Origin of the sequence: Sulfitobacter sediminilitoris (assembly GCF_010667575.1) — a bacterium.
In the GTDB taxonomy this organism is placed as follows: domain Bacteria; phylum Pseudomonadota; class Alphaproteobacteria; order Rhodobacterales; family Rhodobacteraceae; genus Sulfitobacter; species Sulfitobacter sediminilitoris.
Genome location: NZ_JAABNT010000002.1, coordinates 136,294 through 160,091, shown reverse-complemented (window position 1 = coordinate 160,091; position 23,798 = coordinate 136,294). Strand labels below are relative to the sequence as shown.

24 protein-coding genes are annotated in these 23,798 nt (G+C 58.0%); 14 read left to right on the top strand and 10 right to left on the bottom strand.

What is annotated here, in order from left to right; all coding sequences use genetic code 11:
• Positions 1–33: 33 nt before the first annotated feature.
• The 6 genes from GV827_RS03665 to rfbA all read left to right on the top strand — a co-directional run bounded on the left by GV827_RS03665 (position 34) and on the right by rfbA (position 4,075).
• Positions 34–510 carry a hypothetical protein gene (locus GV827_RS03665; protein WP_164352352.1) on the top strand — a complete coding sequence of 159 codons (477 nt, stop codon included), beginning with the start codon at positions 34–36 and terminating at the stop codon, positions 508–510.
• Position 511: 1 nt separating this feature from the next.
• A complete protein-coding gene (locus GV827_RS03660) occupies positions 512–676 on the top strand; it encodes a hypothetical protein (RefSeq protein WP_164352351.1) in 165 nt (54 codons plus the stop codon).
• Positions 677–751: 75 nt separating this feature from the next.
• Positions 752–1,321, top strand: coding sequence for a dTDP-4-dehydrorhamnose 3,5-epimerase (gene rfbC, locus GV827_RS03655; RefSeq protein ID WP_164352350.1), 570 nt, complete (start codon positions 752–754; stop codon positions 1,319–1,321).
• Positions 1,318–2,358 (top strand): dTDP-glucose 4,6-dehydratase, encoded by a 1,041-nt coding sequence (rfbB, locus tag GV827_RS03650; protein WP_164352349.1) that lies wholly within the window; start codon positions 1,318–1,320, stop codon positions 2,356–2,358. Before rfbC ends, rfbB begins: the two co-directional genes overlap by 4 nt.
• Complete coding sequence (rfbD, locus tag GV827_RS03645; protein ID WP_164352348.1) at positions 2,355–3,206, top strand: dTDP-4-dehydrorhamnose reductase; 852 nt, start codon at positions 2,355–2,357, stop codon at positions 3,204–3,206. Before rfbB ends, rfbD begins: the two co-directional genes overlap by 4 nt.
• A complete protein-coding gene (gene rfbA / locus GV827_RS03640) occupies positions 3,203–4,075 on the top strand; it encodes a glucose-1-phosphate thymidylyltransferase RfbA (RefSeq protein WP_164352347.1) in 873 nt (290 codons plus the stop codon). The genes rfbD and rfbA overlap by 4 nt, the downstream gene beginning before the upstream one ends.
• Positions 4,076–4,078: 3 nt before the next feature.
• Here rfbA and GV827_RS03635 read toward each other — a convergent pair whose 3' ends face one another.
• A complete protein-coding gene (locus GV827_RS03635; RefSeq protein ID WP_164352346.1) occupies positions 4,079–5,533 on the bottom strand; it encodes a mannose-1-phosphate guanylyltransferase/mannose-6-phosphate isomerase in 1,455 nt (484 codons plus the stop codon).
• A gap of 206 nt (positions 5,534–5,739) precedes the next feature.
• On the opposite strand from GV827_RS03635, the gene GV827_RS03630 reads away from it, so the two are divergent.
• The 5 genes from GV827_RS03630 to maiA all read left to right on the top strand — a co-directional run bounded on the left by GV827_RS03630 (position 5,740) and on the right by maiA (position 11,146).
• Positions 5,740–6,756 carry a threonine/serine dehydratase gene (locus GV827_RS03630; protein ID WP_164352345.1) on the top strand — a complete coding sequence of 339 codons (1,017 nt, stop codon included), beginning with the start codon at positions 5,740–5,742 and terminating at the stop codon, positions 6,754–6,756.
• 74 nt (positions 6,757–6,830) lie between these two features.
• Positions 6,831–9,278 carry a heavy metal translocating P-type ATPase gene (locus GV827_RS03625; protein ID WP_328823105.1) on the top strand — a complete coding sequence of 816 codons (2,448 nt, stop codon included), beginning with the start codon at positions 6,831–6,833 and terminating at the stop codon, positions 9,276–9,278.
• Positions 9,275–9,694, top strand: coding sequence for a Cu(I)-responsive transcriptional regulator (gene cueR / locus GV827_RS03620; RefSeq protein ID WP_164352344.1), 420 nt, complete (start codon positions 9,275–9,277; stop codon positions 9,692–9,694). Before GV827_RS03625 ends, cueR begins: the two co-directional genes overlap by 4 nt.
• 112 nt (positions 9,695–9,806) lie before the next feature.
• A complete protein-coding gene (locus tag GV827_RS03615; protein WP_204325701.1) occupies positions 9,807–10,502 on the top strand; it encodes a fumarylacetoacetate hydrolase family protein in 696 nt (231 codons plus the stop codon).
• Complete coding sequence (gene maiA, locus GV827_RS03610; protein WP_164352343.1) at positions 10,499–11,146, top strand: maleylacetoacetate isomerase; 648 nt, start codon at positions 10,499–10,501, stop codon at positions 11,144–11,146. Before GV827_RS03615 ends, maiA begins: the two co-directional genes overlap by 4 nt.
• Here the strand turns inward: maiA and GV827_RS03605 are convergent, their stop codons facing one another.
• Genes GV827_RS03605 through GV827_RS03580 form a run of 6 tightly spaced genes read right to left on the bottom strand, consistent with a single transcriptional unit; the run spans position 11,147 to position 16,659 of the window.
• Complete coding sequence (locus GV827_RS03605; RefSeq protein WP_268895715.1) at positions 11,147–11,893, bottom strand: alpha/beta fold hydrolase; 747 nt, start codon at positions 11,891–11,893, stop codon at positions 11,147–11,149.
• Positions 11,894–11,948: 55 nt separating this feature from the next.
• Positions 11,949–12,938 (bottom strand): P1 family peptidase, encoded by a 990-nt coding sequence (locus GV827_RS03600; protein WP_164352341.1) that lies wholly within the window; start codon positions 12,936–12,938, stop codon positions 11,949–11,951.
• Between the two features lie 16 nt (positions 12,939–12,954).
• Positions 12,955–13,308, bottom strand: coding sequence for a cupin domain-containing protein (locus GV827_RS03595; RefSeq protein ID WP_164352340.1), 354 nt, complete (start codon positions 13,306–13,308; stop codon positions 12,955–12,957).
• The gene (locus GV827_RS03590; protein WP_164352339.1) at positions 13,305–14,903 is read right to left on the bottom strand and encodes an ABC transporter ATP-binding protein; all 1,599 of its coding nucleotides are present in this window, start codon (positions 14,901–14,903) and stop codon (positions 13,305–13,307) included. Before GV827_RS03590 ends, GV827_RS03595 begins: the two co-directional genes overlap by 4 nt.
• Positions 14,900–15,715 carry an ABC transporter permease gene (locus tag GV827_RS03585; RefSeq protein ID WP_164352338.1) on the bottom strand — a complete coding sequence of 272 codons (816 nt, stop codon included), beginning with the start codon at positions 15,713–15,715 and terminating at the stop codon, positions 14,900–14,902. Before GV827_RS03585 ends, GV827_RS03590 begins: the two co-directional genes overlap by 4 nt.
• On the bottom strand, positions 15,712–16,659 hold the full coding sequence (locus GV827_RS03580; RefSeq protein WP_164352337.1) for an ABC transporter permease: 948 nt from the start codon (positions 16,657–16,659) through the stop codon (positions 15,712–15,714). The genes GV827_RS03585 and GV827_RS03580 overlap by 4 nt, the downstream gene beginning before the upstream one ends.
• Before the next feature lie 270 nt (positions 16,660–16,929).
• Between GV827_RS03580 and GV827_RS03575 the strand changes: the two genes are divergently transcribed.
• Together GV827_RS03575 and GV827_RS03570 are read left to right on the top strand one after the other, a co-directional pair.
• Complete coding sequence (locus GV827_RS03575) at positions 16,930–17,337, top strand: HdeA/HdeB family chaperone (RefSeq protein WP_164352336.1); 408 nt, start codon at positions 16,930–16,932, stop codon at positions 17,335–17,337.
• 98 nt (positions 17,338–17,435) lie between these two features.
• Complete coding sequence (locus tag GV827_RS03570; RefSeq protein ID WP_164352335.1) at positions 17,436–18,557, top strand: acetoin utilization protein AcuC; 1,122 nt, start codon at positions 17,436–17,438, stop codon at positions 18,555–18,557.
• Here GV827_RS03570 and GV827_RS03565 read toward each other — a convergent pair.
• On the bottom strand, positions 18,540–19,538 hold the full coding sequence (locus GV827_RS03565) for an adenylate/guanylate cyclase domain-containing protein (protein WP_164352334.1): 999 nt from the start codon (positions 19,536–19,538) through the stop codon (positions 18,540–18,542). The two genes, GV827_RS03570 and GV827_RS03565, sit on opposite strands and share 18 nt — an antisense overlap.
• Positions 19,539–19,636: 98 nt before the next feature.
• A complete protein-coding gene (locus GV827_RS03560; RefSeq protein ID WP_164352333.1) occupies positions 19,637–21,115 on the bottom strand; it encodes an ABC transporter substrate-binding protein in 1,479 nt (492 codons plus the stop codon).
• 133 nt (positions 21,116–21,248) lie between these two features.
• On the opposite strand from GV827_RS03560, the gene GV827_RS03555 reads away from it, so the two are divergent.
• Positions 21,249–22,496, top strand: a complete 1,248-nt coding sequence (locus GV827_RS03555) for an Hsp70 family protein (RefSeq protein ID WP_164352332.1) — start codon at positions 21,249–21,251, stop codon at positions 22,494–22,496.
• Here the strand turns inward: GV827_RS03555 and GV827_RS03550 are convergent.
• Positions 22,493–23,776, bottom strand: a complete 1,284-nt coding sequence (locus GV827_RS03550) for an acetylornithine deacetylase/succinyl-diaminopimelate desuccinylase family protein (protein WP_164352331.1) — start codon at positions 23,774–23,776, stop codon at positions 22,493–22,495. The two genes, GV827_RS03555 and GV827_RS03550, sit on opposite strands and share 4 nt — an antisense overlap.
• Positions 23,777–23,798 lie beyond the last annotated feature (22 nt).

Here is a 23,798-nt window from a genome sequence, read left to right as displayed (position 1 = left end):
GGCGTTCCTTCGTCTGTCTTTCGTGCCGACCTTATGCAGATTGAACCGGAAAGCTATCCAGAAAACGCTGTTTTGTTAATCTTCCATTTACTGCCCGATGGAAGCAACTTCAGGACCGCGATCAGCATCGACGCAAGCGAAGGTGGCGTGCAATTTTCAAGCGGACAGGCCTTTTTTGAGGATGTATTCATTCTTAACGACAGTTTTTGGTCAATTGATATTCCATGGTCGAACCCCTCGCGGATTATGTTGTGGTTAAGCATCAACATGGAAGGGCGGTTCTTTCTTGTTGCCATCACAGGGACCCTGACCGGGGCCAACAACTTTGGTGAGATGTTTGCAAATCCGGCCGGAACGCTCAGCTATTTCACCGGCCCGTTGACAGGCACGACAGGACCGGCCGGGGGGATCAGCCTGTCGATCGACAACTCCGGAGCGACGCCCAAGCTGTTTGTGGAGAACCGTCTTGGCTCTAACCGTTTGTTCACACTGTCAACGATGGGAAAATGAAATGAGCACCTCAGAAACAGTTCTATTGATCTACCGTACCGTGATCTTGCCCGGGTTGGGCCGCGTGCAAGTACCTGACCATATGACCGATGCGGAGGTCCTTGCCGAACTCATGGGCGCGGATGCGCCGGCAACACCAAAAAAGAAAACCAAGAAAAAGCCCTGATTTCGGCGTCAAATCGTTTCCACCGCTGTGTTGGTACTCTACCAAGAACGTACCAAGCACGGACGGAGCAGAGCGGTGGATTTTCTGACTGAAACAAAACTACAAGGAGTGGTTTTGCTGAACCCGCCGCGTTTTGGAGACGCGCGCGGGTTTTTCTCCGAAAGCTGGAACCGCAAAAAGATGTTGGCGCAGGGCATCGATATTGATTTCGTGCAGGACAACCATTCAGTTTCGGCTGCTGTGAACACCGTGCGGGGCCTGCATTTTCAGTCGCCACCTCATGCGCAGGCCAAGCTGGTGCGCTGTGGACGCGGTGCTTTGTTTGATGTTGCGGTGGACGTGCGTAAGGGTAGCCCCACGTTTGGCGAGTGGGTTGGTTACGAGTTGTCGGCGGAAAATGGGTTGCAGTTGTTGATTCCGGCAGGATTTCTTCACGGTTTCGCAACCCGTACCCCTGATACCGAAATCATCTACAAGTGTAGCGACTACTATGCACCGGAATGCGATGGGGCTGTGCGGTTTGACGATCCTGATATTGGCATCGACTGGGGGTTAAGTGGCCCTGCAGTTTTGTCTGAGAAGGATGCACAGGCCCAGGTATTTTCGGAGTTCGATAGTCCCTTTGTGTATGAGGGGGATCAATGAAATTACTGGTTACAGGTGGGGCTGGCTTTATCGGCTCTGCCGTTGTGCGATTGGCAGTTGGCAGGGGCTATGAGGTCGTCAATGTTGACGCGCTGACATACGCGGGATGCCTTGAAAACGTTGCTGTCGTTTCGGACAGCCCACTATACGCATTTGAGCATGTCGACATTCGTGACCGTACGGCGTTGGATGCGGTTTTTGGCAAGCATGAACCCGACGCCGTCATGCATCTGGCAGCGGAATCTCACGTGGACCGCTCCATCGACGGTCCGGGAGATTTCATCGAGACCAACATCACCGGCACCTACAATATGCTTGAAGCCGCACGCAGCTATTGGGTGGAGAAGGGCAAGCCTGAGACGTTCCGGTTTCATCACATTTCGACGGATGAAGTTTTTGGTTCGCTTGGGCCTGAGGGGATGTTCACCGAAGAGACACCCTATGACCCTCGGTCGCCATATTCAGCGTCCAAGGCGGCCAGTGATCATCTGGTGCGCGCGTGGCATGAAACATATGGCTTGCCGGTTGTTCTGACGAATTGCTCGAACAACTATGGTCCTTACCATTTTCCCGAAAAGCTGATCCCGGTGGTCATTCTGAATGCGCTCGCTGGGCAGGACATCCCGGTCTATGGCGAAGGGCTGAACGTGCGGGATTGGCTGTTTGTCGAGGACCATGCCGATGCGCTGCTGCTGGTTCTGGCCAAGGGCGCGGTGGGCCGGAGCTATAACATCGGCGGAGAGAATGAGGCGCGGAACATTGATCTTGTGAAGACCATCTGCGCCATCCTCGACCGGTTGCGCCCCAAGGACGGCTCCTATGCCGATCAGATTATATTTGTGCAGGACCGGGCGGGGCATGATCTGCGATATGCGATTGACCCCAGTCGTATCCGTGACGAATTGGGCTGGCGTCCGTCCGTGACACTGCAAGAAGGGTTGGAGCGGACCGTTGCGTGGTATCTGGATAACGAAGACTGGTGGCGCGCTTTGCAGGCGCGTGACGGCGTCGGTCAGCGGCTAGGAGTCAAGGCGTGAGTATCCTTGTTATCGGCAAAACCGGACAGGTTGCGCAGGAGTTGGCAAAACTGCCCGACACGGTCTGCATTAGCAGGGACGAGGCGGATTTGACGGTACCTGAACAGTGTTCGTCCGCGATCCATGCCCATGTCCCGCGTGCCGTGATCAATGCAGCTGCCTACACAGCCGTGGACAAAGCCGAACAAGAAGAAGCATTGGCGACCTTGATCAATGCGGACGCCCCCGGCGTGATGGCAAGAGCTTGTGCATCGCTGAATATCCCGTTCGTTCAGATTTCGACCGATTATGTCTTTTCGGGCGGTGGGACAGCGCCGTGGCGTCCGGATGATCCGACAGGCCCGCTGGGTGCCTATGGCCGGTCAAAGCTGGCGGGCGAGCAGAAGGTGCGCGCGGCTGGTGGGGTTCATGCGATTCTGCGCACCTCGTGGGTCGTGTCTGCACATGGCAACAATTTCGTCAAAACGATGCTCAGGCTTGGGGCAGAGCGGGATGCGCTGAACATCGTTTCAGATCAAATTGGCGGGCCAACAGCAGCACGAGATATTGCGACAGCGTGTCACTTAATGGCAGAGCAGCTTGCTGTATCGCCTGAAAAAACCGGCACCTATCATTTTTCTGGCGCACCGGATTGTTCCTGGGCGGATTTCGCCCGTGTGATTTTTGATCAGGCAAACCTCGCTTGCAATGTTACCGATATCCCTTCATCCGCGTATCCGACCCCCGCTGCCCGTCCACTTAATTCGCGGATGGATTGCAGCGCTACAGACAGCACTTTCGGGATCAAGCGGCCAGATTGGCGCAATAGTCTCACTGAAATTCTCACTGATTTGGGAGCCCTCTCATGACCAATCGCAAAGGGATCATTCTGGCAGGTGGCTCTGGCACGCGGCTTTACCCGATTACGATGGGGATCAGTAAGCAACTGCTGCCGATTTACGACAAGCCGATGATCTATTACCCGATCTCGGTTCTGATGCTGGCGGGCATCCGCGAGATTGCAATGATCACCACCCCTCAGGATCAGGCGCAGTTCCAAAGGTCATTGGGTGATGGCAGTCAGTGGGGTATCTCGATCAGTTATATTGTCCAGCCATCACCAGACGGATTGGCACAGGCTTATATCTTGGCGGAAGACTTTCTTGATGGTGCGCCATCGGCAATGGTTCTGGGGGATAACATCTTTTTTGGTCATGGTTTGCCAGAACTATTGGCCGATGCGGACAAACAGACCAGCGGCGGCACGGTGTTTGGGTATCATGTTTCAGACCCGGAAAGGTACGGTGTCGTAGGGTTCGACAAGGCGGGCACCGCGCAGACCATTATTGAAAAACCTGAGAATCCCGCGTCAAATTACGCGGTCACTGGCCTTTATTTTCTGGATGCAAATGCCCCGGAAAAGGCACGTCAGGTTCAACCCTCGGCGCGTGGAGAGCTTGAGATCACCTCATTGCTTGAGATGTACCTTGCACAGGGAAATCTGCGGGTGAAACGGATGGGCCGTGGCTACGCATGGCTGGATACGGGCACCCACGCCAGCCTGCTGGACGCAGGCAATTTCGTGCGGACATTGACACAGCGGCAAGGCCTGCAAACCGGCTGCTTGGAAGAAATCGCACATGATCAGGGCTGGATTGACGATTCCGACCTGCTGAAACGCGCCGAGATGTTTGAGAAAAATGACTACGGCAGCTATCTCAAGACACTTCTGAAGTAGTGTCTAACCTTTGGCACCCTGGCCACGGGCGTACACGTCTTCGTAGCGGATGATGTCATCCTCTCCCAGATAGTCGCCGGTCTGGACTTCGATCAGTTCCATTGGCGTATCGCCGGGGTTTTCCATCCGGTGGATGGCACCCAGCGGGATGTAGACCGACTCGTTCTCATGCACCATTTGCACGTTCAAGCTGTCCTTGGTCTCGCCCACGGTGACCTTGGCAGTGCCGACCACGACGATCCAGTGCTCGGATCTGTGTTTGTGACTTTGCAAGCTGAGCGCCGCACCCGGGTTCACCACGATACGTTTGACCTGGAATGACTCGGATAGGATGAGTGTCTCAAAAAACCCCCAGGGGCGGTGATCCTTGGGAAAATTATCTGCTTGGAAAACGGAAGCAGCGCGCATTTGCTTGACCACGTCGCCCAGAGTTGATGTCCGGCGGCGGTCAGCAACAAGAACCGCGTCCTGCATCGCTACAGCCACGATATTATCAAGGCCAAGGCCGACAAGCTGAACCGCCCCACTTTCAGAGCGCAGCAACGTGTCCTTGCATTCGACCGCATGTGCCCCGCCCTGAAGGGCCACACCATCTGCATCACGATCTGCATGTTGATGCACTGCGTTCCAACCGCCTAAATCGGACCAATCGCCCTCATGTGCGACGACACTCAGGTTGCTGACCTTCTCCATGATCGCGAAATCGACCGAGATGTCCTCGCACTTTGTCCACTCTTCTGGATCAAGGCGCAGAAAGCCGAGGTCTGGCACCGCTTTATCAACAGCAGCTTTCACATGCGCCAACATATCAGGAGCGTGTTCTGCAAAGGCGTCGATCAAGGTTTGTGCGGTGTACATGAAAATACCGGCATTCCACAAATAGCCGCCATCGGCCAACATGCGTTCGGCTTCGGCCAGTTGCGGTTTTTCCACAAACCGCTTGAGCGGCAGCGCACCGTTGGCCGTGCCGTCACCCAGTTCGAGATAGCCATAGCCCGTTTCGGGCCGGTCGGGTTTGATGCCAAATGTGACGATCTGCCCTTCGGTGGCGGCAGGCACGCCCCGGCGAATGCTATCGCAAAAAGCGTCGGCCTGCGTGATATAGTGATCAGATGGCGCTGCAAGCATCAGCGCGGCAGGATTGCTTTGCGCCATCAGCACGGCTGCGGCCAACAGCGCCGGGGCTGTGTTGCGTGCCTGCGGTTCGATCAACACTGCACCGGGCGTGATGCCCGCATCATGTAGTTGTTGCGTTGCGATAAACCGAAAATCTGAATTGGTGACGACCAGTGGTGCTGCGAACCCTTTACCCGACAACCGCTTGCTGGATTGCTGGAACAGGCTGCCCTCGCCAATCAGATCGATGAATTGCTTGGGGAAGCTTTTGCGGGAGACTGGCCACAGACGCGTCCCTGATCCGCCACACAGGATCACCGGAGTAATGTCGCTGGTTGTCATCGCACGTCCTTTTCGTCTTTGCCCCCTGAGAGCGCGTCAGAGACGTCCCCTGTTAGGATGGCGCGCCCCTGAGTTGCAAGAGACAATACCCTACAGAATGGCAGCGCTTTGCCGGTTTTTGCCAAGTTATGAATTTTGTTGACTTTTGCGACCCAAATGACCCGCATTGTCTGATAGTCGAACACCGAAGGCGGGAGAATTGGATCATGAGCATGGTCGAAATAGGCGAAATCACGCTAGCAAGGATCAAAGCGAACGCCGCAGCACTGCAGGGCAGCGTCCGGCGCACACCCGTTGCGGCCCTTGATACGCCGCTGGTCCATCGGGGGCTGGGCGGTGGAACGGTGATGCTAAAGCTGGAGTGTTTTCAACATACCGGTACTTTCAAGGCCCGTGGTGCGCTGTCCAATGCGCGGGCGATTCCCCAAGATAAACAGGCGTCAGGCATTACAGCGGCGAGCGCGGGCAACCATGCCATTGCTGCGGCCTGGGCTGCGGGGATCTGCGGATTGTCTGCCAAGGTGGTGATGCAGAACAATGCCAATCCGTTCCGTATTGAACGCGCCCGCGCAGAAGGCGCTGAGGTTGTGCTCAAGGCACCCGGCGCTGAAACGTTTACCGAGGCCGAACGGCTGGCATGCGAGGAAGAGCGCACCTTCATTCATCCATTCGAAGGTGTCGGAACGATATTGGGCACCGCTAGCGTCGGGTTGGAGTTCATGGAGCAGGTGCCCGACCTTGAAGCCGTGATTGTCACGGTGGGTGGTGGAGGGTTGATCAGTGGTATCGCGGCCGCAGTCAAGCAGATCAATCCAGCCTGCATGGTCTACGGGGTGGAGCCGGAAGGCGCGGCCAGCATGTCCCGGTCGTTGGAAGAGGGCGCACCCGCCACGCTCGACAAGGTGGACACGATCGCAGACAGCCTGGGTGCGCCAATGGCTTTGCCGCTGGGTCATGCCCTCTGCACCGCCTACGTGGACCGTATCGTCACCGTCAGCGACGATGCGATCTGCGCCGGAATGGTGATTTTTCAGCAGGATGCCAAGTTGGCCGTTGAACCGGCCGCAGGTGCCGCATTGGCTGGTCTTTTTGGCCCTTTGCGCAAGGACCTGCAGGGCAAACGTGTTGGCGTTATCGTCTGTGGTGCGAATATCGATGCCACAACATACGCCCGGCAACTCCTGCGCGGGGCTGATCATCTGGCTGCATTGACAAATTTCTAGCGACCCCACTTGACCTTCCAGTCACTGGAACCCTTATCTGCAGTGTGAGAGACGCGTAGATAAGGATCTGATCCGTGGCACAGACGATAACATTTCCTGTTCAGAATATGACATGTGGCGGTTGCGCCGGGCGGGTGACGCAGGTTCTCAAAAAGGTGCAGGGTGCCGAGAATGTCTATGTAAACCTTGCTGATGAGACGGCGCAAATTACGGTCGACCAGAATGCACCTTTGATGGACGCGATATCGGCTCTTGATGGCGCTGGTTATCCGGCTCGATCAGAGGAGTTGCGTCTGGCGGTCAGCGGCATGTCCTGCGCCTCGTGCGTTGGTCGTCTTGACCGCGCTCTTCGTGCCGAGGCTGGCGTTGTCGACGTTAACGTGAACCTCGCGGATGAGAGTGCGACACTACGCTTCGTACCTGGCGCGACGACGGCGGCGCGATTGGCTGAAGTAGCGACCAAGACAGGATATCCGGCCCGGATTGCCTCTCAGGAGGACGTTCGTGACCACGGCGAAATCAAGCAGGCCGAGGCGGAAGGTCACCGTCGGGCGATGATATTGGCGGCAGCGTTGACGATCCCCGTTTTCGTGCTTGAGATGGGCGGCCACCTCTTTCCCGCTTGGCATCACCTCATCGCCCGCACCATCGGGCTTGAGACAAGCTGGGTGATCCAGTTTCTGCTCACAACAGCTGTGTTGATCGGTCCGGGAAGACATTTTTTCACCAAAGGCATCCCTGCTCTTTGGCGTAGAGCCCCCAACATGGACAGTCTTGTTGCATTGGGCGCAGGGTCGGCCTGGACCTTCTCGACTGTCGCGTTGTTCGCGCCGTCCTTGCTGCCGCAGGGCACCCGTGTCGTCTATTTTGAAGCTGCGGCAGTGATCGTGACGCTGATCCTGCTTGGCCGCTGGTTCGAGGCACGCGCCAAGGGCCAGACAGGCGCAGCCATTCGCCAGCTCATCGGGCTTCAACCGCGGACGGCGATGGTCCGGCAGGGATCGGATTGGGTCGAAGTGACGGTGGCGGAATTGAGTGTTGGTGACACGTTCCTGCTGCAACCGGGTGCACGGGTGCCGACGGACGCCAAAGTTGTGTCGGGGTCAAGCCGTGTTGACGAAAGCATGATCACCGGAGAACCGATGCAGGTCTCAAAGGAAGCAGGCGATGTCCTGACTGGTGGCAGTGTCAATGGCCATGGCAGCCTGATCTGCGAAGCCGAACGGGTGGGCGACGATACGACCCTTGCCCAGATCATTCGCATGGTACAGCAGGCGCAAGGTGCACGGCTACCGATACAGGCGCTGGTGGACCGGGTCACCTTATGGTTTGTCCCTGCTGTGATCGCCATCGCGGCTCTGACCGTGATCGTCTGGTTGGTATTTGGCCCGCAGCCCGCATTGTCGCATGCGCTTGTAGTGGGCGTTTCAGTTCTGATCATCGCCTGTCCCTGCGCGATGGGCCTTGCTACGCCAACCTCGATCATGGTCGGGACTGGCCGTGCGGCCGAGCTGGGTGTGCTTTTTCGGCAAGGTGACGCGCTGCAATCCCTAAGCGGCGTGAAGGTTGTCGCGGTGGACAAGACCGGAACGCTGACCGAGGGCCAGCCCGCCTTGACCACCTTTCACGGGTTGGCCGGTAATGACGAGGACACTATTCTCGCCCGTATCGCCGCAGTCGAAGCGCAATCCGAGCACCCTGTGGCCCACGCTGTTGTGGAGCGCGCCAAGGACGCTGGTTTAAGTCTGCCAGAAGCAACGAAACTGGAAGTTCACGCCGGGCGCGGGATCACAGCGACTGTTGAAGGTAAACGCATTGCCATTGGCAATGCGGGTTTGATGGCGCAGGAAGGTGCTGAGCTGACGCCGGTAGAGGTTGAGGCTTCGACGCTTTCGAACAAGGGTCAGACAGTCTTTTTCGCAGCGCAAGATGGCAAGCTGATCGCGCTTTTGGCTGTTTCTGATCCGATAAGACCCACGAGTGCTGCCGCGATTGCTGCGCTGAAGTCCCGTGGTCTCAAGATAGCGATGATCACGGGAGACGCGGAAAACACAGCGCGGGCCGTTGCCCGCCCGCTGGGGATCGATACCGTGGTGGCCGGAGTGTTGCCAGAAGGAAAGATGGCAGCGGTCAAAGAACTGCGCGAGGCGCATGGCAAGGTCGCTTTTGTCGGGGACGGGATCAACGACGCACCTGTCCTTGCTGAGGCTGATGTGGGCATCGCCATCGGTACCGGAACGGATGTTGCCATTGAAACGGCGGATGTGGTGCTGATGTCCGGTGATCTGCAGGGGGTCGTCCACGCTTTCAACCTGTCGCGCCAGACCTTGCGCAATATCAAGGAAAACCTGATCTGGGCGTTTGGCTATAACACGCTGCTGATCCCCGTCGCGGCAGGCTTACTCTACCCCGCATTCGGTATTTTGTTGTCGCCAGGCCTCGCCGCCGGGGCGATGGCGTTTTCCTCGGTGTTTGTCGTGGGTAATGCACTGCGGCTTCGCCGTGCGGGGGGTGTGGCATGAACATCAAAACCGTCAGTACCGCGACTGGACTGCCCGCCAAGACAATCCGCTATTACGAAGACATCGGTCTTGTGCGCCCTCAACGCGAGGCGAATGGGTACCGCGTTTTCTCGGACACAGACGTGCACAAACTGGCGTTTCTGGCCCGTGCCCGATCCCTGGGATTTCCAGTGGAGAATTGCCGGAGCCTCTTGGCGTTGTACAATGATAAGGACCGCGCCAGCGGTGATGTGAAAGCAATAGCATTAAGCCACCTTGACGAAATTGACGGCAAATTGACCGAACTGACCGCGATGCGTGACACGTTGAGCGAGTTGGTACGGTCATGCGCAGGAGATAATCGGCCTGACTGCCCGATCCTGTCAGATCTGGCAAAGGCGGGGGCAAGTGCGGCGGAGGAGTCGCAAAAGGTATGAATGTCGCGGGTTGTTGACTGTGCGGGGCATGAGGTGTTCGGTAGGCGCGAAGCAAAGTCTAGCGGACCGGACAGGCGCGCCTTGAACGCCGCGATCACAAAGGAACCTCATTATGTCATACGTCTTTGATGCGCCGAAACAGGCGAGCCTTGCGGTGCAGGGCACAGATGATCGTTTTCCCATACGGCGTATCTTTTGCGTTGGCCGAAACTACGAAGCGCATGCGCGTGAGATGGGCAAGGATCCGACCCGAGAGGCGCCGTTCTTTTTCACCAAACCTGCGGATGCCGCTGTCGATACGCCCTGTACCATTCCCTATCCCAAGCTGACAGAAAACCTGCATCACGAGATCGAACTGGTCATCGCGATTGGCAAAGGTGGGTCCGACATTGCCGAGGATGATGTGATGGACCACGTCTGGGGTGCGGCGGTCGGGCTTGATATGACGCGCCGCGATCTGCAGGGCGAGGCCAAGGAGATGGGCCGCCCGTGGGACTGGGGAAAGGCATTTGACCAATCCGCGCCCATCGGTCCGATCAAACCGATTGCCGAGGTGCCAAGCGTCGAGAAGGGGCGCATCTGGCTTGCGGTGAATGGTGAGGTGCGACAGGACGCGGATATTGCCGATCTGATCTGGTCGGTCAGAGAACATGTCGCGATCCTGTCCCGGTCGATGGCGCTGGCCCCCGGTGATCTGGTGATGACAGGGACGCCAGCGGGTGTCGGGGCAGTGGTGACCGGTGATGTGATCACTGGCGGTGTCGAAGGTGTCGGCGAGCTTGAGGTCAGGATCGGAGGCCGCGCATGAGCGATCTCAAACTGCATAACTACTTTCGATCTTCCACATCAGTCAGGGTGCGCGCGGCACTGAATCTCAAGGGGCTTGATTACGACTATGTTCCGCTGGCCCTGCTCAAAGGCGAACATCGCGCTGCCGAACATCTTGCGATGAACCCCTCGGGACTGGTGCCGACGCTGGTGACACCCCAGGGGCCATTGCCCCAATCGCTTGCGATCCTCGAATGGCTCGACGAGGTGCACCCCGAACCCGCGCTTTTGCCTGCTGATCCATGGGCGCGCGCCCGCGTGCGCAGTCTTGCCCATATCGTGGCGCTCGATATTCATCCGGTGAATAACCTGCGCATCCTACAGCATCTTGAAACTGAATTCGGCGCCGATGCAGCCGCCAAGGCCAAGTGGTTTCGGAAATGGGCCAGCGCCGGGATGGATGCGCTTGAAACACGGCTGGCAAACGAAGTTGAAACTGGTGAGTTCTGTCACGGTGACACGGTCAGTATGGCCGATCTTTGCCTCTACGCGCAGGTGATCAACAATGCGCGTTTTGAGGAGGATAGGAGCGGCTATCCTACGATCAGCCGCATTCACGCCAATTGCATGGCGATCCCCGCGCTTGAGCAAGCCATTCCCGCCAACCAGATTGACGCCGTCTGATCAGGCTCTGATCGGGTGCGCCTCCAGAAAGGTGCTCAGGTGTTCTGCAACTTCATCGGTCGCATCCCAGACAATGGAGTGCCCGGCATGCTCAATCGTATGATGCGTGGCGTTCGGCAGAGCACCAAAGCTCTTTCGGGCGGCATCGGGTGGCACCATGATATCCTGCCCCGCATAGAGGATCAGCGTCGGACGCACGATCTGCTCTGGCTTTGCCTTGGGGCGGAACGCCCGAAAGGCCGCGACCTGCAGCGCCATTGCATCGGCGGACTGTGCATAGGGGTATGCCAGCGCTGCCCCCAGCGCGGTTTCGATGTTGCCGAGGTCTTCGAAAAACGCATTGCCGAAAATCCAGGGATATAGCGCCCTGAGCCACATTTCCTCGCCCTGTGGTGCACGGCGGATTGCGAGCAGCGTATCGAACAGCGCCGCCGTGCGTGGTGCGCGGATGCGGCCCGAGGCAAGCACGGTAGCGGTTGCAACACGGTCGGGATGCGCGCTGGTGATCTCGAGGGTCAGCAAACCACCCAGCGAATGACCGGCACAATGGAACTGCTGAAATCCAAGGTGGTCCATCAGGGCAACGGCATCCTGTGCCATCAGTGCACAATCTGCCGGAGCGTCCCAAGGCGCGGTCCGGCCCGTGGTGCGGTTGTGGAGGCGTATCACGGTAAATCGGTCGCTCAGCAGCGGGACCAGAGGTGCCCACGTCGCATTGTCGCTTAACATTCCGGCAAGAAGGAGCAGCGGCGGGCCTTTCCCTTCGATTTCTTAATGAAGCGTGATGTCATCCAGCGCGAGATCAGGCATTCAAGGTTCTCCAACATGGCAACAGGTCGCCGGGTGCAGGTGTGGCTTCGTAAACCGCGCGGGCGATGGCGCGGGCAAGGCAAAGTGACGCCGCATGGCCGATCAGACCCACATCGCCGCGCGGTTTGGCATCGGTAGAAAGGGCAAAGACCAGATCGCCATCCTGAGGCAGGTGCGCGGGCACCGTCGCACGCCCGATACCGTCATGGGCGGCAACAGCGACGCGTTGGCATTCGGCCTTGGTCAACGTCGCGTCGGTTGCGACGATCGCGATGGTGGTGTTTTCGCGCACGGACATTGCCTTCATCTTGCGGCTTTCCAATGAAACCCCTAGGCCAGACGCAGGGTCAGGCCCAAGCCCGCCGAATTCGCCGTTCAGTTCGAAAGGAGCGGCATAGAAATGCCTGTCGCCGGGCGTTGTGACAGCCCCCACAGGATTGGATGCCACCAACGCGCCAACCGTGCTGCCATCAGGCAGAACAAGCGAAGCAGAGCCAAGGCCGCCCTTCATCATGCCGGTCAATGCACCGGTGCCTGCGCCAACCGTGCCCAGTGGGAAGGTATCAGATGCATCGTCAAAGGCCGCGCGACCCAGTGCGCGATAGGGGTTCTCATCCCAGTCCTTTTTCCCCGCGTTCAACAGATCGAACAGGATAGCACCGGGTACCAGCGGAATGGTCGCCGTCCCCACCTTGAACCCGCGACCCGCTGCCCGCAGATCGTCCATGGCACCGGAACATGCGTCAAGCCCGTAGGCGGATCCACCCGACAGCACCAGCGCATCGACCGCTGCGACCAACTTATCCGGTGCCAGCAGGTCAGTCTCTCGAGATCCCGGCGCACCGCCCATCACATGGACCGACGCGGTAAAGGGGTCGGCAGCAGTCAGCACGGTGCTGCCCGATTTCAACGTCTCGTCCTGAGCGTTTCCGACAAGGACACCGGTCACATCGGTGATGAGGTTCTTGGGGCCTGGATGCATGGTGTTCCCTATGAGTTCAGATGCGCGGTTTACTGGCTGCGGTCGCTGCATCGCCTGTATTCGGCTCACCTTTCGGTTCGATCAAAAGCACTTCGCATTCGTGTTCGGAGCGGGGGCGGTGCGTCACACCTTTGGGCACGACAAAGATTTCTCCGGCCCGCACGGGGTGCGACCTGTCTTCGATATCCATCACCATCTCGCCTTTGAGGACGAGAAAGAAATCGTCAGTTTCTTCGTGGAGGTGAAACGGAAATTCGCCTTGGAATTTCACGACCATCACCTCGTTTCCGTTGTAATCCGCGATCACATGTGGATCCCAATGGGTGCTGATCTGGGCAAGTTTTTCCGCAAGGTTGATGGGATGGCTCATGCAGGTACTCCGATGTCGGGAAGTATGGGTGCTGCGTCAATGAGGGTCTTTGTATAAGGGTGTTGCGGCCTCTCGAACACATCCTTGGTCAGACCTTCTTCGACGATTTTGCCGGACTTCATCACCAACACCCGGTCGGTCACGGTCCGTACGACCGAAAGGTCGTGAGAGATAAAGAGATACGTCAGATCATAAGCCCCGCAAAGCTCGGCCAGAAGATCAAGGATCTGCGCGCGGACAGATACGTCCAATGCGCTGACCGCTTCGTCAAAAAGGATCAGGTCGGGCCGGATGATCAATGCGCGTGCGATGGCAATGCGCTGGCGCTGACCCCCGGAAAATTCATGGATGTACTTGGTGGCATCCCTTGGTGTCAGGCCGACGGCAAGCAGCGCCTCGTCAATGGCGCGTGTGCGGGCTGCCCCGCTGGGCGGATCGGGAAGCAGATGAAACGGCTCGGTGATCAGCCGATCGACACGGTGGCGCGGATTGAAGCTGCCAAAGGGGTCTTGGAAAACCACCTGCATCTTGCGGCGCACGGCAAGATTGGGACGGGTGCCGGTAAAGACAGGTTCCCCATCAAGCATGATGCTGCCGCCCTGCACCTGTTCGAGCCCCAACAGCGCACGGGTCAGCGTGGATTTCCCGCAGCCGCTTTCCCCGACAAGCCCCAAGCGTTCGCCACGCTGGATGGTAAAAGATACATCGTCCACGGCACGGAAAGACCCCGGCGCACCGAAAACCGACGTGCGGGGCAGGCGGTAGTCCCGGATGACCCTCTCGACCCGCATCAGTGGCGCGGGTGCAGGTGCTGCTGGCAGATTGACCCGGTGACCAGACGCTTCGAAAAGCATCTTGGTGTAGGGGTGCCGCATGTGACGCAGCAGATGTCCGGTTTCGCCCTGTTCGACAATCTTGCCATTGCGCATGACCACGATCCGGTCCGCCATGTCCGCGACGACGGCCAGATCATGGGTGATCATCAGCAGGCCCATGTCGTCTTCCTTGGCGAGGCGCTTGAGCAGATCGAGGATCTGCGCCTGCGTGGTCACGTCAAGGGCAGTCGTTGGCTCATCAGCGATCAAAAGCCGTGGCTGCAGCGCAATCGCCATTGCGATCACCACGCGCTGGCGCTGTCCACCGCTCAATTCATGGGGATACCGGCCCAGCGGGAAGCGGTCCTGCGGCAAACCAACGCGGGTAAGTGTTTCGGCGGCACGGTCGAAGGCTTCGGCGCGGGTGATTGTACGGTCATGGATTCGAATGGTTTCCGCGACCTGCGCGCCAATGGTTTGAACCGGGTTAAGCGCGGTCATTGGTTCCTGAAACACCATGCCCATGTCATTTCCGCGCATGGTGCACAGGGTGGTTTCGTCCAAAGCGGTGATTTCGCGGTCACCCAGAACGATGCGGCCCGTTGTATGCGCACCTTTCGGGAGCAACTGCATCGTGGCCAGCGCGGTCATGGATTTGCCAGAGCCGCTCTCCCCTGTCACCGCGACAATCTCGCCCGCTGCAATAGAGAGGGTGACGTCGTGCAGGATGTCGAATTGATGAATCGACAGGCTGAGGTTCTCAATCGACAGCAGGGTCATGTGCGTGCCACCCGAAGCCGGGGGTCAAGATAATCGCGCAGACCGTCCCCCATCAGGTTCAGGCCCAGAACCGTCAGGATAATTGCGAAACCGGGGACGAGCGCCATATGTGGTGCGATGCTGACAAGGGTTTGTGCATCGGCCAGCATACGACCCCAGGATGGCGTTGGCGGCTGGGCACCAAGACCGACATAGCTGAGGCCCGCCTCGGCGAGAATTCCCAGCGAAAACTGGATGGTGCCCTGAACGATCAGCAAGTTTGTGACGTTGGGCAGGATATGTTCGACCGAGATACGCGCCGCGTTTTTGCCTGCGACACGGGCGGCCAGAATAAACTCGCGCTGCCAGAGCGAGAGGGCCGCGCCGCGCGTGATCCGGGCGAAAACGGGAATGTTGAAAATGCCGATGGCGATGATCGCGTTGACTGCACCCGCGCCAAAAATGGCAGTGATCAGGATCGCGATGACAAGGCTGGGAAAGGCAAAAACCAGATCGTTGCCCCGCATGATCACTTCGTCCACCAGACTGCCGCTTCGGGCCGCTGCCCAAAGGCCCAGCGGCACGCCAAGACCCATCCCGATACCAACCGCCACCAATGCAACGGCGATCGAGGTACGCGCACCCACCATGATCATGCTGAGCAGATCGCGGCCAAAGTGATCCGTGCCAAGCAGATGATTGGCATAGGGTGTCTTGAGCTTGTTGGGGATATCGAGGGCCGTGTGATCGTAAGGCGTCCAGGCAAAGCTGATCAGCGCGGCCAGCACGAACAGCGCGGACAACAGGCCGCCAAGGATCAGGTTACGCTTCATGTGCGCGACCTTAATCGTGGATCAACCGCCGCATAGGCCAGATCGACAAGGAAGTTCACGAGGATGACCGAGAAAACCAGCAGCATCACAACGGATTCCACCACGATCAGATCACGGGCGGAGATCGACTGAAACACCAGCCGTCCCAGACCGGGCAGATAGAAGACCTGTTCGATGATGATGGAGCCTGCAAGCAGGAAAGAAAACTGTAGTCCGATGATCGTGAGCACCGGGATCAGCGCGTTTCGCAACCCATGCCGCCAGAGCGCCTGACGCGAAGACAAGCCCTTTGCGCGTGCGGTTCGCATGAAATCCTCTCCCAAGACATCAAGCAGCGATGACCGCATGACACGCGCAAGGATCGCAGCCTGAGGCAAGGCAAGCGCGATGGCGGGCAGGGTCAGGGCGTGCAGACCTTTCCAGAAACCCGCGTCCCAACCTATGAAACCTCCGGCGGCGAACCAGCGCAGGTTGATTGCGAAAATCAGCACCAGCATCATCGCGAACCAGAAGTTTGGAACAGCGACGCCAAGCTGTGTCGCGCCCATGATGCCGATATCGCCTGCCTGCCCGCGACGGCTGGCTGCGTAAATGCCGGCAGGAAATGCAACCAGAGTGCTAATTACAAGCGCGTAGAGCGCGAGGGGAAGCGAGACCCACAGGCGGTCTCTGATCATGTCGATGACTGGTGTGCGGTAGGTATAGGAGGTCCCGAAATCCCCGGTGAGCATGCCGCTGGTCCATGCGAAATACCGCTCAACCTTTGAGACGTCGAGGCCCAGTTCGCTCCGCAAAGCAGCGAGCGTTTCCGGCTGCGCATTCATACCAAGCATGAATGAGGCAGGGTCACCCGGCGCAATTTCGATAACCGCAAAGATCACGACAGAAGCTACCGCGAGACTGAGGATCAAAGAGAAAAGTCGTTTCAGAGTATAGCGCAGCATCGTCGTGAGGTTAGGCGCGGCCCAGGGTGGCGTCCAGTAGGTATTGGAGGTCTGACAAGAACCCAAAGATGATTCTTGTCGCGAAGTCAGGAGAGGATCTTGCCAACATGATGGAGAACCAAGTCAAATAATTCTTTAAAAATTAACATTTAAAAACAATGTGTTGTTGGGGCGTATTTTGACTTTACCCCATTTTTTTTGCCCCGGGGTTTGGAACATTACCTGCCAAGGCGACGTTGAATTGGCAACTGAAACGAATTGGAGAACACAATGACACGCTCATTCAAAACACTCGCCGCCGCAACCCTGATGACCACTCTTTCCGTGCCTGCATTTGCTGCTGCGCACCTCGACATCAATTCGATGACTTGTGAAGAGTATAACGAATTGGGTGGCGCAGATCGTGACAAGGTCGCTGTGATGGCAGTGATGGAACTGAACGATAACGTACAGCCAACCGATGGCACGGCAACTGCGACAGCAAGCTCTGTCGGTACTACTGCTGAAGAGAGCAACACGGCAGCGTCCGAAGGTTCTGCGACAGCAACATCCATCGCCAACGCTGACGATGACATGACCCGCTTGGCAGAAGAAATCAAAGTCCTGAACCGCACATGTTCGCGCAACTGGGATGCGATGGTGACCGAAGCTGCTGCTGGTATGTCCGGCACACGGTAACTTTACCAATATACCGAAAGAGGGGCGCCAACAGGCGCCCCTTTTTTGTTGGTCTGGCTAGCACTGGCTAAGACCGTGCGACAGGCTATCTTGGGCCCATGCAGCGCCCCATTTTTATCGGACACGAGATTTTCCGGCATTCCACCTATGGCAGATGGCACCCCCTTCGTGTGCCACGTGTCTCGACCGTCATGGATCTGGCACGTGCACTGGGCTGGTTGCCATCAGAGCAGTTCATTACGTCGCCTCGTGCAAAACCGGCCGCACTGATCAATTGGCACACGCCCGCCTATATCTCTGCGTTGCAAAGGGTGCAGCAACAGCAGGACGTAACCGAACAAGACCGCAAGCGCCACGACATCGGCAGCGTGACGAACCCTGTATTTCCAGAGATTTTCAGCCGCCCGGCAACGGCTGCAGGCGGGTCAATTCTGGCAGGAGAGTTGTTGAAAGACGGCGGTGTGATTTACAATCCACCGGGCGGGACACACCACGGCATGCCTGATCGGGCAAACGGGTTTTGCTATCTCAACGATCCAGTATTGGCGATGCTCAGTCTACGACATCACGGGGTGCAGCGGATTGCCTATGTGGACATCGACGCCCATCACCCGGATGGCGTGGAAGAAGGTTTCAGAGGTGATCCCGATTGCCTGATGATCTCTGTACACGAGGCAAGACTGTGGCCACGCACCGGCCCGATTGACAATGACGCAGGTGGTAATGCATTCAATTTACCGGTGCCGCGCGGGTTTAATGACAGCGAAATGGCACTGGTTCGCGACGCATTGATCCTGCCCAAAGTGGCAGCGTTTCAGCCTGAAGCGATTGTTCTGTTGTGTGGCGCCGATGGGCTGGAAGAAGACCCACTTTCGCACATGGCGCTGAGCAATAATGCGCAGCTGGATGTCCTGCGGGGGCTGATGGGAATGGCGCCGCGCCTGCTGGTGCTGGGTGGCGGCGGATATAACCCGTGGTCCGTTGGTCGTCTGTGGGCGCAGGTTTGGGGCGTGCTGAATGATCTGGACGCGCCTGAGGTTTTGCCAGACGCTGCAGAGAACGTGTTGCGCGCCTTGAGGTTTGACGGCAATCGACGGGGCAAGAACCCGCCGGAACATTGGTTCACCACGCTAAAGGATACGCCGCGTGAGGGTGACGTGCGTGATGAAGTACGGGAGGCTGTCGGAATACTCTCTCAACGTCTATTGCCGGGTGCCTAGATCAGCTTCACATTGCCATTCCAGGTAGTGAATGAGGTGTTCACCTGTCAGACCCTTGAGCGGCACTTCCACCGGATTTGCGAAGCAGAACTCCTTTGTGTCACCGACCATCGCCCGTGTCGCTTCGGATACGCGGATCATGCCGGGTTCGGCCATTGCGGCCACACGGGCCGCTTTGTTGACGACCGTTCCCACAAAATCATCGCCGCTTTGAACAACGTCACCTGTCTGAATTCCGATCCGCAGACAAAGTCTGGGTTCGTCCGTCTGCTGTGCAAGATGATTTTGAATTGCAATCGCCGCCCTCATAGCTGCGCCAGCTGAGCTGAACGTGGATAACGTTCCATCGCCAAGCGATTTGATCAGTGTACCGCGCGCTTTCTCGATCTCTTGGATCACATCACCAAGATGGTTCTTGATGATCTCGCTCCAACGGCTGTCACCGATTGCCGAGGTGAGCGCGGTACTGTCCGCGATATCCGTGAACATGACGGAGGCGATACCTGTCTGGGTGATCTCAGCTTCTGCCGAGCGAGCAGCCTCAAGCAAATCTTCCAACCTGCGCAACTCATATCCCATCGCTTCAAAGTTTGGTTTGGGGTTCGAGTTGTGAATGTGGACGATCCGCCAGACGCCATCTTCCATCGTGAAAATGAATGTATTTCGGAATCTGACCTTTTTGTCCGCCTCGGAGGATATGATGGCGAGGGTTGAATAGGCCCAACCAAACTCACCTGCTTCATACGCGGTTACCGTAATGTCTTCTGGTACCAGGATCGCTTGATCATCGCTGTACTTCGCAAACCCATCGCGCAAGCCGGCACCATCGAAAATCTCTCCCTCATCTGAGCCAATGTAAGCCAGGGCGGCCGAGTGAGAGAGCAGGTTGGCAGCAGTCGTTGATCTACGCGCAGCGTAGGATTCCAACCATCTTCTGGCAATTGCGGCAAGTTCCGGTGAGGGTGAGAACGGGTCTTTCATCGCTTTACTCTAGCACCAAGTCTGGTCCCGCCAAACCGGCTTTGGATAGGCAAAGGCCCCCGCAGAACGAGGGCCTTTGTTATTTCCCAGGACGTGACCTATTCGGCCCAGCTGACACCGGTCAGGTCCGTTGCCTGCGTGGGTGCGTCGGCCCAAAGCCCCTGCACACCCGCCTTGGCCACGGTCGAGGCGGCGAGCTGGAACAGGTAGCCGTTCACGTAGTCATCCGCGATGATAGTTTGCGCTTCGGCCATCATCTGGTTGCGCGCGTCCGGGTCGCTGGTGACGTTCAGCTTGGCGATCAGATCCTGAAACGCCTTGTTGTCGTACTGGAAGTAGTAATCCGGATTGGCATAGATCCCGATGTCCATCGGCTCTGTATGGCTGACGATCGTCAGGCCAAAATTCTTGCCCCGGAACACGGTTTCCAGCCATTGCGCCCATTCGACATTGGTGATCTCGGCCTTGATGCCAACCTCAGCCAGCTGAGACGCGATGATCTCACCACCGCGGCGGGCATAAGAAGGGGGTGGCAGGTGCAGCGTGGTCTCAAACCCATCGGCAAACCCTGCCTCGGCCAGTAATGCCTTGGCTTTCTCTGGGTCATAATTCGACTGTGCTGTCAGATCGACATAGGCGGGGTTGTGCGGCGCGAAATGGGTGCCGATGGGTGTGCCAAGGCCGAACATCGCACCGTCGATGATTGCCTGACGGTCGATGGCATGAGCCATCGCTTCGCGCACCTTCACATTGTCGAAAGGGGGCATCTTGTTGTTGGTGGACAGGATCGTCTCCCCTTCGGTCGAACCGACGAGGACCTGAAAACGCGGATCAGCCTCGAACTGCGGCAGGTTTTCCGGGGCGGGGAAGCCCGAGAAAACGTCCACGTCCTCTGCCATGACAGCGGCAAAGGCGGCTGTTGGGTCAGAAATGAACTTGAACGTGGCAGATGCCAGCGCGGGGGCGTCGCCCCAGTAATCGTCGTTGCGGACCAGTTCGACCTTGTCGCCCTGTGTCCAGCTTTGGAATTTGAACGCGCCGGTGCCAATCGGCTGCTGTTTGATGTTCTCAATGCTTTCCGGTGCCACGATCACCGCATCGCCCCAGGCAAGATTAAAGATCATGTTGCCGTTTGGCTCTGACAGCTTCACCTCAACGGTCAGCGGGTCGACCACGTTGACCTCAGAGATCGCGGCATAAAGTGCTTTTTGCGCATTTGCGCTGTCTTCTGCTCCGATGCGGTCGAGGGTAAACTTAACATCCTCTGCGTCCATGGTGGTGCCGTCGTGAAATGTCACGCCGTCCCGCAGCTTGAATGTGTAGGTCAGCCCATCATCGGAAATCTCCCAGGATTCAGCCAGACCAGGCACAACAGACCCATCAGACATGAACCGGGTAAGTCCCTCAAACACGTTGGAATACAGCACCGAGTCGATGGCACCTGCAGCGGCAGAGGTCGGGTCCATATGTGGCGGCTCAAGCTGAAGTGCTACGGTGATGTCATCCTTGGCAAGCGCGGCACCGGCCATCAGGGCAGCCGTGCTGACGCCAAGCAGGAAGTGGCGAAGGTGGATCATGGTGGTCTCCCATTATTGGTTATGATCGAAGGCTAGCCAAAACTCCCGGTGCTGACCAGTGCCCGCAAAGAAGGGTTTGCGTTTGGTCACCGTTACCAGTAGGGACACGCCCCTTGCGAAGGGGCAGTGGAAAATGGCGGAAACACTAGGAATTGATTTCGGAACGTCGAATTCCGCGGCGGGCATCTGCGTGGGTGGCAAACCGCATCTGATCCCGCTTGAAGGTGATGCGCAGACAATTCCGACGGCAGTATTCTTTGATTTTGAGGCGAAGAAGATGGTCATGGGGCCAGAGGCCAGCGCGGCGCTTTTGCGCGGGGACGAAGGGCGTTATATGCGCGGCCTCAAGAGCCTGTTGGGCACGCGGCTGATCCGCGAAAGCCGAATGTTGTTGGGAGAGCGGATCGATTTCATCGAAATCATCGCGCGATTTCTGGCGGAGGTGAAGGCAAGGGCAGAGGCGGCGACAGGCAAGCAATTTGACCGCGCTTTGTCAGGTCGTCCGGTGCGGTTTCATTCCGAAGATGCAAGACGCGATGCGCAGGCCTTGACCGATCTGACGGAATGCTATGCGCGGGCGGGATTTAAAGAGGTCCGATTCCTGAATGAGCCGGAGGCTGCTGCACTGGCGAACCGCGAGGTGCTGGCCCGCGGTGATCTGGGGCTGATCGTTGATATTGGCGGCGGCACATCGGATTTTACGTTGTTCCGACAGGACGAAGGGCAAGGTATCGATATTCTGTCCAGCTACGGTGTGCGGATTGGTGGGACAGATTTCGACCGGCGTCTCAGCATCGCGCGTGTCATGCCGCAGTTGGGGATGAGCAGCCCGATCCGGCATGCCTTTGGGAACGAAACGCACATAGCGCCCAATGCGATCTTTAACGATCTGGCGACTTGGGCAAAGATCCCGTTCCTATATGGTCCTGACACCGTCCGCGCGGCCAAGGAACTGCGCAAGTATGCGGTCCACGAAAAGCGCCTTGCCCGGCTTGTGAAGGTGCTTGAGCAAGAGCTGGGCCATGATCTGGCGTTTGCGGTGGAAGCGGGAAAGATCATGGCGAATACGCCTGATGTGGCGGACCCGGTGATCCGGCTGGATATGCTGAAACGGGGCGCGACCCTGCCCCTGCCGGCTGAGATGATGACCCGGAAACTATCGGGGCTTGCAGATCAGGTTGGCGACGCTGCGGAGGCGACGTTGGCGCAGGCACAGCTGGCACCGGAAGCAGTCAAGAAGCTGATCTTCGTCGGCGGATCGAGTTTGATGCAGGTGGTAGAAAGGGCTTTGACGTCCCGTCTGCCAAAAGCGCAGGTGCATCGCGGCGCGGCCCTGACCGCCATTGTGGATGGCTTGGCGCTGCGTTCGGCAGAGACCTAGTCTGACGTCGGCAACAGCAGGGTCTGCAATGCTGCACCCATGACCTTGGCACTGTCGATCATGTCGTCGATGCCAATGTACTCATCCGGTTTGTGTGCCAGATCAAGAATCCCCGGTCCGTAGGCAATACAGTTCTTCAGCGTACCGATCCGGTCGATGTGCTTTTGATCGTAACTACCGGGGGACGCCACATACTGCGGCTCCTTGCCCATCACGTCCTCGATTGCGCGCGCGACGGTCGTGACAATGGGCGCGCCCTTGTCTGTCATTGAGGGCAGCACCGAGTTCCGCTCCGTGATCTCATAGTCAAAGTTGGCGCGTGTTTTGCGCAGACCTTCAAGCAGATCGGTGACTTCGCCGCGTACCTGATCGAGTGATTCCTCGACCAGAAATCGGCGGTCGATCACGATCCGGCAACTGTCGGGGACGCAATGAGCCTGAAGACCGGTAAACCCCGGCTCTGGCTCTGCCTCCCCGCCATGTATCGAATTGATGTTCATCGTAGACTGCCGCGCCCCTTCCGGTACCACGGGCATCTCGGTGTAGCGGGCGGCCATGGCGGGAAAGAGCTTGTCTTCGAATTCCTGCAAGACCGCGCCCATGTGGCGCACGGCGCAGTCCCCCAAAAAAGGCATCGCGCCATGGGCAATTTCGCCCTTGGTCTCGATCTCGGCCCACCAGCCGCCGCGATGGCCCAGACAGATACGATCCTTGTTCAAAGGTTCGGGGATGATCACATGCTGGACGCGTTTCGGATCGAAATACCCTTGTTCTGCAAGGTAGGCGACGCCGCCGTAGCCGCCTGTTTCCTCGTCCGCCGTGCCGGAAATCTCGATGGCACCGGCGAAATCCGGGTGGGTTTCAATGAATGCCTCTGCCGCAATGATGGAGGCCGCAAGCCCCCCTTTCATGTCGCAAGTGCCGCGACCGTAAATCTTGCCATCCGACACTTCGGCGCCAAAAGGATCAAAGGTCCAGCCAGCACCGACCTCGACCACGTCGGTATGGCTGTTGAAATGGACGCAGTCGCCGGGATGTGTGCCTTCGCGCCGCGCGACCATGTTCCAGCGCGGATATTTGTCGCTGTCACCTGGGGTGCCATGGGCGCGGATCAGCTCGGTCTGGAAACCATGATCGGCCAGACGTTTGTCCAGATACTCGCAGATCAACCGATAATCCCGCCCCGGCGGGTTGAGTGTTGGAATGCGGATCAGATCTTGGGTCAGGGCGATCAGATCGTCCCGTTTTGCATCGATGGCGGAAGAAAGGACTGTGGTCATGGACGCATGGTTGAACGGCGGC